We start from the raw sequence: 13,058 nt of genomic DNA on the forward strand, positions 1-13,058 counted from the left end.
ACAATTAACCTCACCACTAACAGAACTGATAGGTTGACAAACAAAAATCAATACACATCCACACCTAAAAATAAAACTTCTAGTTTAAAAATATAAAATTACAACAACCAGTTAACTCATTACGTTACTGCCAACGATAAGCTAAGAAGGAATCGATGATTAGCTTGGAAAACATCGTGGTGGTGGAAACCAGGACGCCATGATGATCGTTCACAAGGACAAGGTCCAAGGCGTGAAGCAGATGGTCAACATCCTCAACGATCAGGAGCGCAACGAAATCCACAAACCTGAGTGAAGACGAGATCGAGCGGTTTGGAGATATCTACAGTCGCTCCACTTCGGCTGTACGTGGGGGTTCGGTGAAGACCGTCGCGCAGTAACGTTCAGTAAAACAAGAAGCCCTCGTCCAGCCTGCTGCGTTCCCTATCCGCAGCAGGCTGGGCGGGGGCTTTTTTTGCACTGGGTTTTTTATTGCTTTACCTGGCCTCATCGCGAGCAGGCTCGCTCCTACAGGGTATTAGGTTGATCACAGATTTTGTGCTCGGCTCGGTCCAATGTGGGAGCGAGCCTGCTCGCGATGGGGCCAGTCAGCACGCCACCGAATCGCCCATCGCCAACCCCACCCGCGCTTAGGTAGGATGACCTCTCTATTCCCGAGATTTCACGTCATGTTCATCGGCGTCCTGCTGGTCATCACCTGGCTGATCCTGTTGCTGCGCTATCCGGCCAAGGCCTTGCCCGTATCCCTGGCGGCTGCCGTGGGGCTGGGCATCGTCGCCACCTGGGTCATCTGGATGGACCACCGCGAACTCAAGCAACTGCAACGCCTGGAGTTGCGCATCAGTTACGCGCCACAACAATGTCCCGCCGACCGCCCATTGCAATTGACCCTGAACAACGGCAATGACGTGCCGCTGACTGAGTTGCGGTGGCGGGTTGCGGCTTATGCACCGGGCGATACGGTGAACCTGGCCGACAATCAATACACCGCCCCGCGTTATCGTGGCCCTGGTGAATTGCAGGCCGGTGGCAAATGGGAAGACTGTTTGCCGCTGCCGCCACTGCGTCCTGGCTACCGTCCGGAAACCCTGGAGTTTCGCGCCGAGCGATTGCAGGGTAGTTTTTCCGACTGATCCTTCCCCCATTTTTTGCACAAGGAATGCGCCATGCCCGTTGCGTTGATTACCGGTTGCTCCAGCGGCATTGGCCGCGCCCTTGCCGATGCGTTCAAGGTCGCCGGCTATGAAGTCTGGGCCAGTGCGCGCAGGGCTGAAGATGTCGCTGCACTCACCGCCGCGGGTTTCACGGCCGTACAACTGGATGTCAACGACGGCCCGGCACTCGAAGCCTTGAGCGAGCGAATCAACCAACAGACCGGCGGCCTCGACGTACTGATCAACAACGCGGGTTATGGCGCCATGGGGCCGCTGCTCGATGGTGGCGTACCGGCCATGCAACGCCAGTTCGAAACCAATGTGTTCGCTGTCGTTGGCGTCACTCGCGCGATGTTTCCCGTGCTGCGCCGGAGCAAAGGATTGGTGGTGAATATCGGCAGCGTTTCGGGTGTTTTGGTCACGCCATTCGCCGGAGCCTACTGCGCCTCGAAAGCCGCCGTGCATGCCTTGAGCGATGCCTTGCGCATGGAACTGGCGCCGTTCGGTGTGCGGGTCATGGAAGTCCAGCCGGGGGCCATCGCTTCCAGCTTCGCAAGGAATGCCGGGCACGAAGCCGAGCAACTGATCAGCGAACAGTCGCCATGGTTTCCGCTACGCGAAGGCATACGCGCCCGAGCGAAGGCCTCTCAGGACAACCCGACCCCGGCCAATGAGTTTGCCGTCGGTTTGCTCAAGGCTGTGCAGCAGGACAAGCCACCGCGACTGGTGCGCCTGGGTAATGGCAGCCGCGCGTTGCCGCTGCTGGCCGGGTTGTTGCCCAAGGGGCTGCTGGAATCGGGGTTGATGAAGCGGTTCGGGTTGCGTGGGCAGCTCTGAGACCGAGTCGCCCCCTTCGCGAGCAGGCTCGCTCCCACAAGGGATTGGGGGCGTCCACACCGTCAGTGGCTGAACACTGAATCCCTGTAGGAGCGAGCCTGCTCGCGAAGGGGGCGACTCGGTCTACAAGTCATGCACCATCACCTTGCTTGACCACCACAGTACAAGTAATCCCCGCCGCCAACAGCACACCCTCCGGCACTTCATCGATGTGAATCCGCACCGGCACCCGCTGCGCCAGGCGCACCCAGTTGAACGTCGGGTTCACATCAGCAATCAGTTCGCGGCTCTCCGGGTTGTCGCGGTCGTAGATGCCGCGCGAGATGCTTTCCACATGGCCCTTGAGCACTTCGCCGCTCATCAGTTGCATGTCGGCCTTATCACCGACGCGCACATGGGGCAGCTTGGTTTCTTCGAAGAAGCCGTAGACCCAGAACGAGTTCATGTCGACCACGGCCATTTTCGCCTCGCCGATGCGCGCATAGTCGCCGCGGTGCACGTTGAGGTTGGTGACGTAGCCGTCCACCGCCGCGCGCACTTCAGTGCGCTTGAGGTTGAGTTCGGCGGCTTCCAGTTGCGCCTGGGCCTGCTGGTAATCGGCCAGGGCCGAGTCGGCGAGGTTACTGGCGTCATCGCGGTTTTCCCGGGAAATCACCAGGTTGTCCATATCGGCGCGACGATGGGCGTTGACCTTGCGCATCTCCCAGGTCGCCTTGCGCGATGCCACCAGGCTTTGCGCCTGTTTCACCGCTAGACGGTAGTGCTCGGGGTCGATCTGCATCAGCAAATCGCCCTTCTTCACCAGCTGGTTGTCGCGCACCGGCACCTCCACCACTTCGCCGGTGACGTCGGCGGCGACGTTGATGATGTCGGCGCGCACGCGGCCGTCGCGGGTCCATGGCGTGTTCATGTAGTGCTCCCACAAGGAGCGGCCGATCCACAGCGCGAGGGCCAGCACCAGCAAGGTCGCGAGCAGGCTGAAAAACTTTTTCATCGGGGCATTCTTCAGAGATAGAGAGTCAGTGATAGAGAGTCAACGGTAGACAGTCAGCGCCAACGCGCCGAACAGACAGGTAAACAGGCTCAGGCGCAGCAACGCCGGATGCCAGAAAAAACGGTACAGGTCGAACCCGGACAGAAACCGGTCCAACGCCCAGGCAAGCGCCGCCGCGATGAAAAACATCAGGGTCATGGTCGGCATGTACACGCCGTGGAAGGCGATTTCACGAGGCATGTTCAAGTCCTTGGGGCTGGCTGCTTGCGAAGGCGGCGAGCGGAGATTGCGGATCGAGCAGCGAGGTGCGGATGAAGTGCAGGTAGCTCTTCACCCGGCGCAACGCTGAGGTATCGAAGTGCGGGGCGAAGGGTTCGTCGGTGGACTGCACATGGCTGATCGCGTGATCGACGGCGATCAGCGCGCGTTCGAGGTTGCTGCTGTTCGGTTGCAGGAACAGCCGCACCAGCGCACGACCCATCACCCGGATCGCCTGGCGCCACGGCTGGGATTCGGCATAGGCCGGATGCACCGGCAGAATCGCCTGTTCCTTGCGCAACTCGATGATCGAGTGACCGACTTCCAGCACCACGAACATCCAGCGCAGCAAGTCCCGCTGCACTTGCGGTTGACCCGCCGCGAAGCCGTAGGCCTGATGCACCAGATCGCGGGTGCGGCTTTCGAAACTCGACGCCAACCCCTTGAGCTTGCCGCTGATGGCGTACACCACCTGACCGCGCAAATCCTGCTCCAGCCGACGCCACAGCCAGCGGCTGTTGGGCGGCAGAATGATCGCCCCGGCCGCTGCGCACACCAGCATGCCCAGCACCATGGCGATGTAGTCGTTGATGAAGGTGTAGGGGTTGTAGACCGTGAGGTTGTCCGGCACCGATCCGGTGCTGAAGAAAATCAGCAAGCCCAGGCCGACGCCGACATATTGCGGCCGCGAAGTCAGGAACGAGCCGAGTACGATCACCGGCGCGAGCATCACGCACAGCAACGGAAATCCGTCGATCCACGGAAAAATGAAAAACATCTCGACGAAGCCGATCAGCGCCCCGAGCAACGTCCCGCACGCCATCTGAAAGGCCATGCGTTTCGGGTTCGGGGTGGCGGCGGACAGGCCCACGGTCGCGGCCGCAATCAGGGTCATGGTCGCGCCGCTCGGCCAGGCGGTTGCCACCCAATAACTGCCCAATACCACCAGGATGAACGCTGCGCGTATCCCCGATGCTGCCGCTGCCATCCAGTTGGTTTGCGGAGTGAACGGCTCGTCCCAGCGCTCCCGTTCGTGACTGTGATCGGCCAGGGAGGCGTGGGTCTGTGCATAACTGTGCAGGTCGTCGACGAAGCGATAGAGCAGTTCGTAGGCGGTGTGGAAGTCCAGCAATTCGTCGTCGCTCGGTTCGCTCTCCTGAAAGATCGCCCGCAGGCTGCGCACCCGCGCCGGCAACCCTGCCTTGTATGTGCTCAGCGCCGTAACCAGACGCGCCGCATCGGCGCTGGTCAGCGCACGGCCACTGAAGCCGTCGAGTAATTCGGCGAGGTCTTGCAAGCCCGGTTTTATCGCCGCCACGGCATGATCCGTATTGTTGCTGCGCAAGCGTTCGAGCAACTGATGCAGGGCATTGAAGCGCGTGGTGATGCCCATGAACTCACTGTTCAGGCGGCTGAGCCGGCCATTGCGCCGACGCATGTGCGGGTCTTCGAACACAGTGACGCTGCGCAAGCCTTCCAGGCCCACGGCTTCAGCGATGAAACGCACGTTGCCGGCCTCGAACGCCTCGCGCTGACTGCGGCCACGCAAGCCGTCGGTGACGAACAGGGCGAACACGCCAAAGCGCTGATACAGGGCATTGCGCATGGCGGCGCTGGCGGTTTGCGGCAGGATGGCGGCACTGATCAGTGTCGAACAGAGAATGCCCAACGAGATTTCCAGTACCCGCCAGACCGCCGCCATGAACGCGCCGTCCGGGTGAGCCAGCGCGGGCAAGCCGACCATCGCCGCGGTGTATCCGGCGAGTACGAAACCGTAGGCGCGGAAGTTGCGGCAGCGGGTGGCGCCGGCCGTGCAGATACCTACCCAGATCGCCAACGAACCGAGGAACAGCTCGGTGTTCTGCGCAAACAGGGCGATCAGCGCAACCATCACCGCCGACCCGGCCAGGGTGCCGAGAAAACGATAGAAACTCTTGGCGAACACCTGGCCGCTTTGCGGCTGCATGACGATGAACACAGTGATCATCGCCGTGCGCGGTTGCGGCAGCTCCAGGCGCATGGCCAGCCACAGCGTCAGGAATGCCGCGAACAGCACCTTGAAGATGTAGACCCAGGTCACACCGTCGCTGCGTGCCCAGTCGAAGAAACCCCGACGCCATTCAAGGGAGTACAGCCAACGCAAGGGTGCGGGCAAGGGAGTCATCAAATCCTGCTCAGTGAAGTTCGATAAAAACCGGCACCTTGTAGGAGTGAGCCTGCTCGCGATAGCGGAGTATCAGCCGGCATCAATACTGGATGTGCCGCCCTCATCGCGAGCAAGCTCGCTCCCACAGGTTTTGTGTTCAACGCAAAAGGCTCGGGATTTTCGGCGCCTGAGTCTGGCTGTCTTTCGGCACGTCGTTGCCGGCACCGAGGCCACCACCGAGCGCGGTCACCAACTCGGCATGAGCACTCAAACGCGCCGCCTGAACCTGCTGCTGCACTTGCTGCTGCTTGAACAGCAGGGTCTGGGCATTGAGCACGTTGAGGTAATCGGTCAGCCCACGCTGGTAGGCGATCATCGCGATGTCGTAGGTCTTCTGCGCAGTGGCCACCGACTCGGCGGCGAAAGCCTGCTGCTTGTCCATGGACTCGCGGCGGATCAACTGATCGGAGATGTTTTTCAGGGCATTGACCAGGGTCTGGTTGTACTTGGCCACGGCAATGTCATAGCCGGCCGAGGCTTCACCCAACTCCGAGCGCAAGCGTCCGCCATCGAAGATTGGCAAGGAAATCGCCGGCCCCACGCTGTAGTTGAGCTTCTTGCCAGTCAAGAACTCCAGGGCCCCACCGCCGGTGGCCATGTAGCCGAGGCTGCCGACCAGATCGACGTTCGGATAGAACCCGGCATGGGCAACATCGATGCCCCGCGCCTGCGCCGCCACTTGCCAGCGGCTGGCGACCACGTCCGGGCGTTGGCCGAGCAATTGCGCCGGCAGCGACGACGGCAGTTTCAGCGGCGCACCCAGTGACAGCGTTGGCCGCTGCAACTGCGCGCCCTCCCCCGGCCCCTTGCCGGCGAGGGCGGCGAGCTGGTTGCGGCTCAAGGCGATTTCTTCGTCGAGGGCGTCGATCTGGCGATGGGTTTCCGGCAGCGGCGTCTCGGCCTGGCTGACCTCGAAATGGGTGCCGATGCCACCGCTCAGACGCTTTTGCGCCAGTTCAAGGATCTGCTGTTGCTGCTTCAGGGTCGCTTCGACGATGTCCCGCTGGGCGTAATGCAACGACAACTCGATGTAGACCCGTACGATGTTGTCCTGCAATTCAAGCTGAGCCTGGCGAGCTTCGGCGACGCTCATGTGCGCCATGTCTACGGCGCGCTCGGTGGCATTGCTTTCGCGGCCCCAGAGGTCGAGGGCATAGCTGAAACCCAGCGCTGCGTTATTGTCCCAGGTGGTGCTGTTGGCCAGCTCGCCGGGGCCATAGAACTGGTCGGTAGGCCAGTTGTGACGCTTGAGGGTGGACTCGCCATTGATCTGCAGCGACTCGGCCGCTTCGGCCACACCGGCCATGGACCGGGCCTGACGCACCCGGGCGGCGGCCATGGCCAGGGTCGGGCTGCCTTGCAGGGCGAGGTCGATCCAGCGATTCAGTTGCGGGTCGCCATAGGCTTGCCACCATTGCGCGGTGGGCCAGTGCGCATCCTGCGCGGCGCTCTGGATCGCTTCGTCGGTGGCCAGTGAATTGGTCTCCAGCGCCTTGCCTTGTGGGGCAATACCTCCGGTTCCGATGCAGCCGCTGATTGCCAGGGTTAAAGCCAAAACACTGAGCGGCTGAAGCGCTCTGCTGATGCGACGCGGCACTGCTGCGATTTCCTGAGGTGGGGAGTTTTGCGAGTTGCGCAATTCTATGGGGCGGCCTGAATGGCGATAAGCTGGGATTCCTGTGAATCTTTGTTACCGTTAACGAGATAATCCGTAAGTCGATCTTTAGTCGCCTGTAAATAAACAGAAACTTCGTGTCACAATTTGTCATTCGACGAGAGAGCACCCCATGGACACTTTGCAAAACATGCGCGCCTTCAGTTACGTGGCCGAAGCCGGCAGCTTCACCGCCGCCGCCGTGCAACTGGACACCACCACGGCCAACGTCTCGCGCGCGGTCTCCAACCTGGAAGCCCACCTGCAAACCCGCCTGCTCAACCGAACGACCCGCCGCATCGCCCTGACCGAAGCCGGCAAGCGTTACCTGTTGCGCTGCGAACAGATCCTGGCCTACGTCGAAGAAGCCGAAGCCGAGGCCAGCGACGCCCACGCGCGCCCGGCCGGGCAACTGAAAGTGCACACCATGACCGGCATCGGCCAGCACTTCGTGATCGACGCCATCGCCCGCTACCGCAAGACCCACCCGGACGTGACCTTCGACCTGACCATGGCCAACCGCGTGCCGGACCTGCTCGACGAAGGCTACGACGTGTCCATCGTGCTCGCCCGCGAACTGCCGGACTCGGGTTTCGTCTCCCAGCGCCTGGGCATCACCTACAGCATCGTTTGCGCCTCTCCGGCCTACGTCAAAGCCAACGGCTGCGCACAAAAACCCAGCGACCTGCTCAACCACGCCTGTCTGCGCCTGGTCAGCCCGGTGATTCCGCTGGAGAAATGGGCCTTCGACGGTCCTGACGGCCAGGAAATGGTCACCATCAACAGCTCACCGTTCCTGGTGAACTCCGCCGACGCGATGAAATCCGCGATCATCAGCGGCATGGGTGTTGGCGTCCTGCCGCTGTACGCCGCAATAGAAGGCCTGCGCAACGGCACACTGGTGCGCGTGATGCCCAACTACCGCTCGCAGGAACTGAACCTGTATGCGATCTACCCGTCGCGCCAGTACCTGGATGCGAAGATCAAGACCTGGGTCGAGTATTTGCGCGGATCGTTGCCGGAATTGCTGGCGGCGCATCAGGCGGAATTGGCGGCATATGAACTGAGCGGGAGTTTGGGTGGGGTTCGGGTGGCGAATTGATCCATCGGGTCAAAGATTGATTCCTTGCGGGAGCGAGCAGGCTCACTCCCACAGAAGAGCAAAAACAGATCGGCGCCCCCCACGCTTCTCACCACTCATCAGGCCGAGCGTTAGCTCGCCTGCAGCTCTTGATCTTGATCCACCCGCCCCCTCGGAAGGCTGAGTGGAGGCGTTTATCCGGGGATTGGCGCGTAGCGCCGTTCGACGCAGTCGAACTCATTGCATGTAGGTCGAAGCGAAGCCGACCGGAGGGCAATGCCCCCGGATGAATGCCGGAGCGAAGGCACGCCGAGCCCCAGCGAGGGGCCGGACGTTCGGGGCGAGCGCTTTTTTTGCTTACTTTTTTTGAGGCGCTTGTTAAAAAAAGTGAGTCGCCGTAAGGGCGAAACCATAGGTGGCCGTTACAGAAGAAACGGATATGTACACGGTCAACCAAGAACATGGTCGGCCCAGAGGCCGCCAAGACCAAACCAAACCGCAAACTGACAGCGCCGTCAGTTAGCCGTCACCCTCCTGACCAGCAAACAGGTTTATAAAGGAAACTACCTTACCCACCGACCGACCACCCAGCCCCGGCGCCCCACTCGCATGCGAATCCAGAAAAAACCCGCCCTGCTCGTCGCCCTTCTGATCGTCCTGGCAGCGCTGGGCCTGTGGTACGCCAACAAACCGGCCAAGGCCAAACTCGCCACCCCCACCGCCATCCCGGTGCGCGTGGTCGCCGTCGCCGAAAAAGACGTGCCGCGCTACGTCAGCGGCATAGGTTCGGTGCTGTCCCTGCACAGCGTCGTGGTCCGCCCGCAAATCGACGGCATTCTCACCAAAATCATGGTCAAGGAAGGCCAGCTGGTGAAAAAAGGTGACCTGCTGGCCACCATCGACGACCGCTCGATCCGCGCCAGCCTCGACCAGGCCAAGGCACAACTGGGCGAAAGCCAGGCGCAACTGCAAGTGGCGCTGGTCAACCTCAAGCGCTACAAGCTGTTGAGTGTCGACGACGGCGTGTCCAAGCAGACCTACGACCAGCAACAAGCCCTGGTCAACCAACTCAAGGCCACTGCCCAAGGCAACCAGGCCTCGATTGACTCCGCTGAGGTACAGCTTTCCTACACGCAAATTCGCTCCCCGGTCAGCGGGCGCGTCGGTATTCGTACTGTGGACGAAGGCAACTTCCTGCGCATGACCGACACCCAGGGCCTGTTCACGGTGACCCAGATCGACCCGATCGCTGTGGAGTTCTCCCTGCCACAGCAAATGCTGCCGACCCTCCAAGGCCTGATCAACGACCCGCAACACGCTCAGGTAAAGGCCTACATCGGTGCCGACACCGACGGCGAAACCGGCAACCTGCTCGGCGAAGGTCACCTGACCCTGATCGACAACCAAATCAACGCCAACACCGGCACCATCCGCGCCAAGGCCGAATTCGACAATCCGGGGCAGAAGCTCTGGCCGGGCCTGCTGGTGACGGTAAAGATTCAGACAGCCCTGGATAAAGATGCGCTGGTGGTGCCGCCGACAGTCGTACAACGCGGCCTCGACCAGCACTTCGTGTACCGGGTCAATGGCGACAAGGTCGAAGCCGTGCAGGTGCAGATGGTCTATCAAGGCAGCGGCCAGGACATCATCAAGGGTGTGAAGCCGGGTGATGTACTGGTCAGCGATGGTCAGTCGCGGCTCAAGCCCGGCGCTACTGTGCAAGTGCTGACCGAACCTCCTCAAGTGGTGCGATCGGAGGCGGCACAATGAAAGGCCATGGTTCGATTTCAGCCTGGTGCATCGACCACCCGGTGGCCACGGTCCTGCTGACGTTCGCCCTGGTGCTGCTAGGTGTCATCGCGTTTCCGCGCCTGCCGGTAGCACCGTTGCCGGAGGCAGAATTCCCAACCATCCAGGTGGCCGCGCAACTTCCCGGCGCCAGCCCGGAAACCATGGCTTCCTCGGTGGCCACGCCCCTTGAAGTGCAATTCAGTGCCATTCCCGGCGTAACCCAGATGACCTCGAGCAGTGCACTGGGCTCGACCAACCTGACCCTGCAATTCACCCTCGACAAGAGCATCGACACCGCCGCCCAGGAAGTGCAGGCAGCGATCAATACTGCCGCGGGCAAACTGCCCAAGGACATGCCGAACCTGCCGACCTGGCGCAAGGTCAACCCGGCGGACAGCCCGGTGCTGATCCTCAGCGTCAACTCGTCGCTGATGCCAGGCCCTGAGCTCAGCGACCTGACGGAAACCCTGTTGTCCCGTCAGCTCAGTCAGGTCGACGGTGTAGGCCAGGTCGTCATCACCGGTCAGCAGCGTCCGGCGATTCGCGTCCAGGTATCCGCCGACAAACTCGCCGCCATTGGCCTGACCCTCGCCGACATCCGCCTGGCGATCCAGCAGACCAGCCTCAACCTGGCCAAGGGTGCGCTGTACGGGGAGTCGAGCATCTCGACCCTGTCCACCAACGACCAGTTGTTCCACCCCGACGAATACAGCCAGTTGATCGTTTCCTACAAGGACGGTGCACCGGTTCACCTCAAGGATGTCGCGAAAGTCGTCAACGGTTCGGAAGATGCCTACGTTCAGGCGTGGGCGGGTTCGCAACCGGGCGTAAACCTTGTGATCTTCCGCCAGCCAGGCGCCAACATCGTCGAGACCGTGGACCGCATCCAGGCCGCCTTGCCGGCACTGGAAGCGATGCTCCCCGCCTCGGTGCAGGTCAAGACGCTGATCGACCGCACCCAGACCATCCGTGCCTCGCTGCATGAAGTGGAAATCACCCTGCTGATTGCAATCATGTTGGTGGTGGCGGTGATGGCGCTGTTCCTGCGCCAACTGTCGGCCACGCTGATCGTGTCGGCAGTGCTCGGCGTGTCACTGATCGCCAGTTTCGCGCTGATGTATGTGATGGGCTTCAGCCTGAACAACCTGACCCTTGTGGCGATCGTGGTCGCCGTGGGCTTTGTGGTGGACGATGCGATCGTGGTGGTGGAGAACATCCACCGGCATCTGGAGGCCGGTGACGGCATGCGCGAGGCGGCGATCAAGGGCGCCGGCGAGATCGGCTTCACCGTGGTTTCGATCAGTTTTTCACTGGTGGCGGCGTTCATTCCACTGCTGTTCATGGGTGGTGTGGTCGGTCGGCTGTTCAAGGAATTCGCCCTGACCGCCACCTCGACCATCATGATTTCGGTGGTGGTCTCGCTGACATTGGCGCCAACGCTGGCAGCGCTGTTCATGCGGGCACCGGTGCATCACGTTCATAGCAAACCGGGCTTTGGTGAACGTCTGCTGGCGTGGTACGAAAAAGGCCTGCGCCGCGCCCTCGCCCACCAGAAAATGATGATCGGCGTGTTCGGCCTGTCGCTGGGGTTGGCGGTCGCCGGTTACATCTTTATCCCTAAAGGTTTCTTCCCGATCCAGGACACTGGCTTCGTCCTCGGTACCACCGAAGCAGCTGCGGATATTTCCTACGGCGACATGGTGAAAAAACACCTGGCGATGGCCGAAATCGTTGCCGCCGACCCCGCTGTCGAAACCTTCTCGCACTCAGTCGGCGTCTCGGGCAGCAACCAGACCATTGCCAACGGCCGCTTCTGGATCACCCTGAAAAAACGCGGGGATCGCGACGTCTCGGCCAGCCAGTTCATCGACCGGATTCGCCCACAACTGATGAAAGTCCCGGGCATCGTCCTGTACCTGCGTGCAGGGCAAGACATCAACCTCAGCTCAGGCCCGAGCCGCGCCCAGTACCAATACGTGCTCAAGAGCAACGACGGTGCGACCCTCAGCACCTGGACCCAACGCCTGACGGAAAAACTGCGCGCCAACCCGGCCTTCCGCGACATTTCCAACGACCTGCAACTGGGCGGCAGCATCACCCACATCAGCATCGACCGCAGCGCCGCCGCACGTTTCGGCCTCACCGCCAGCGACGTCGACGAAGCCCTGTACGATGCCTTCGGCCAGCGCCAGATCAACGAATTCCAGACCCAGGTCAACCAGTACAACGTGATCCTGGAGCTGGACACCAAGCAACGCGGCAAGGCCGAAAGCCTCAACTATTTCTACCTGCGCTCGCCCCTGAGCGGGGAAATGGTGCCGCTGTCGGCCCTGGCCAGGTTCGATGCGCCGACCATCGGCCCGCTGTCCATCGCCCATGACGGGATGTTCCCCGCCGCCAACCTGTCGTTCAACCTGGCCCCCGGCGTGGCGTTGGGCGATGCGGTGATCATGCTCAACCAGGCCAAGGCCGACATCGGCATGCCGACCGCCATCAGCGGCAACTTCCAGGGCGCGGCCCAGGCGTTCCAGAGTTCACTGGCCAGCCAGCCGTGGCTGATTCTGGCGGCACTGGTGGCGGTGTACATCATTCTCGGCGTGCTCTACGAGAGCTTCGTGCACCCGCTGACGATCATTTCCACCTTGCCTTCGGCGGGCCTCGGTGCGGTGATCATGCTGTGGATTTGCGGCCAGGACTTTTCGATCATGGCCTTGATCGGGCTGGTGTTGCTGATCGGTATCGTCAAGAAAAACGGCATCCTGATGATCGACTTCGCCCTCGAAGCGCAGCGCAATGGCGGACTGTCGCCTGAAGAGGCGATCTTCAAGGCCTGTATCACGCGGTTCCGGCCGATCATCATGACCACCCTCGCCGCCCTGCTCGGCGCCCTGCCGTTGATGCTCGGCTATGGCACCGGTGCCGAACTGCGCCAGCCCTTGGGGATCGCCGTCGTCGGTGGCTTGCTGGTCAGCCAGGCGCTGACGCTGTTCACCACGCCGGTCATATACTTGTGGCTTGAGCGGCTATTCCATCGACCTAAACCTGCGCCAGAACCGGTGCTGGCGACCACAGACTGAGGCGGG

General features: G+C 61.5%; 9 protein-coding genes and 1 pseudogene. 6 read left to right on the forward strand and 4 right to left on the reverse strand.

The features are described 5' to 3' along the window. Positions 1-143: 143 nt before the first annotated feature. The 3 genes and pseudogenes from KGB07_RS11495 to KGB07_RS11505 all read left to right on the forward strand — a co-directional run. Positions 144-295 (forward strand): annotated as a pseudogene (locus KGB07_RS11495) (mannose-1-phosphate guanylyltransferase/mannose-6-phosphate isomerase); the annotation flags it as partial. Positions 296-668: 373 nt separating this feature from the next. Next, positions 669-1,133 carry a multidrug transporter gene (locus KGB07_RS11500; RefSeq protein ID WP_223465444.1) on the forward strand — a complete coding sequence of 155 codons (465 nt, stop codon included), beginning with the start codon at positions 669-671 and terminating at the stop codon, positions 1,131-1,133. 33 nt (positions 1,134-1,166) lie between these two features. Further along, the gene (locus KGB07_RS11505) at positions 1,167-1,991 is read left to right on the forward strand and encodes an SDR family oxidoreductase (protein ID WP_046041944.1); all 825 of its coding nucleotides are present in this window, start codon (positions 1,167-1,169) and stop codon (positions 1,989-1,991) included. Between the two features lie 130 nt (positions 1,992-2,121). Here KGB07_RS11505 and KGB07_RS11510 read toward each other — a convergent pair whose 3' ends face one another. From KGB07_RS11510 to KGB07_RS11525, 4 genes are all read right to left on the reverse strand, one after another. Further along, positions 2,122-2,985 (reverse strand): HlyD family secretion protein, encoded by an 864-nt coding sequence (locus KGB07_RS11510; RefSeq protein WP_046041943.1) that lies wholly within the window; start codon positions 2,983-2,985, stop codon positions 2,122-2,124. Positions 2,986-3,024: 39 nt separating this feature from the next. Next, positions 3,025-3,225: a DUF1656 domain-containing protein gene (locus tag KGB07_RS11515; RefSeq protein ID WP_007896379.1), complete on the reverse strand. Its 201-nt coding sequence runs from the start codon at positions 3,223-3,225 to the stop codon at positions 3,025-3,027. Then, positions 3,215-5,407, reverse strand: a complete 2,193-nt coding sequence (locus tag KGB07_RS11520) for an FUSC family protein (protein WP_223465445.1) — start codon at positions 5,405-5,407, stop codon at positions 3,215-3,217. The genes KGB07_RS11515 and KGB07_RS11520 overlap by 11 nt, the downstream gene beginning before the upstream one ends. Before the next feature lie 139 nt (positions 5,408-5,546). Continuing rightward, entirely contained in the window at positions 5,547-7,046 is a 1,500-nt protein-coding gene (locus KGB07_RS11525) for an efflux transporter outer membrane subunit (protein WP_223465446.1), read from the reverse strand. A gap of 190 nt (positions 7,047-7,236) precedes the next feature. Between KGB07_RS11525 and KGB07_RS11530 the strand changes: the two genes are divergently transcribed. From KGB07_RS11530 to KGB07_RS11540, 3 genes are all read left to right on the forward strand, one after another. Further along, positions 7,237-8,205, forward strand: a complete 969-nt coding sequence (locus KGB07_RS11530; protein ID WP_046041939.1) for a LysR family transcriptional regulator — start codon at positions 7,237-7,239, stop codon at positions 8,203-8,205. Positions 8,206-8,793: 588 nt separating this feature from the next. Next, positions 8,794-9,954 (forward strand): efflux RND transporter periplasmic adaptor subunit, encoded by a 1,161-nt coding sequence (locus KGB07_RS11535; RefSeq protein ID WP_046041937.1) that lies wholly within the window; start codon positions 8,794-8,796, stop codon positions 9,952-9,954. Continuing rightward, positions 9,951-13,052: a multidrug efflux RND transporter permease subunit gene (locus KGB07_RS11540; RefSeq protein ID WP_046041936.1), complete on the forward strand. Its 3,102-nt coding sequence runs from the start codon at positions 9,951-9,953 to the stop codon at positions 13,050-13,052. Before KGB07_RS11535 ends, KGB07_RS11540 begins: the two co-directional genes overlap by 4 nt. The last annotated feature ends 6 nt before the right edge of the window (positions 13,053-13,058 follow it).

The organism is Pseudomonas sp. GL-RE-26 (genome assembly GCF_019956275.1).
Lineage (GTDB): Bacteria > Pseudomonadota > Gammaproteobacteria > Pseudomonadales > Pseudomonadaceae > Aquipseudomonas > Aquipseudomonas grandcourensis.

Bases quoted from the DNA above. Each gene is read 5' to 3' on its own strand.
- KGB07_RS11500 (WP_223465444.1), top strand. From the start codon at position 669: ATGTTCATCGGCGTCCTGCTGGTCATCACCTGGCTGATCCTGTTGCTG.
- KGB07_RS11505 (WP_046041944.1), top strand. From the start codon at position 1,167: ATGCCCGTTGCGTTGATTACCGGTTGCTCCAGCGGCATTGGCCGCGCC.
- KGB07_RS11510 (WP_046041943.1), bottom strand. From the start codon at position 2,985: ATGAAAAAGTTTTTCAGCCTGCTCGCGACCTTGCTGGTGCTGGCCCTC.
- KGB07_RS11515 (WP_007896379.1), bottom strand. From the start codon at position 3,225: ATGCCTCGTGAAATCGCCTTCCACGGCGTGTACATGCCGACCATGACC.
- KGB07_RS11520 (WP_223465445.1), bottom strand. From the start codon at position 5,407: ATGACTCCCTTGCCCGCACCCTTGCGTTGGCTGTACTCCCTTGAATGG.
- KGB07_RS11530 (WP_046041939.1), top strand. From the start codon at position 7,237: ATGGACACTTTGCAAAACATGCGCGCCTTCAGTTACGTGGCCGAAGCC.
- KGB07_RS11535 (WP_046041937.1), top strand. From the start codon at position 8,794: ATGCGAATCCAGAAAAAACCCGCCCTGCTCGTCGCCCTTCTGATCGTC.
- KGB07_RS11540 (WP_046041936.1), top strand. From the start codon at position 9,951: ATGAAAGGCCATGGTTCGATTTCAGCCTGGTGCATCGACCACCCGGTG.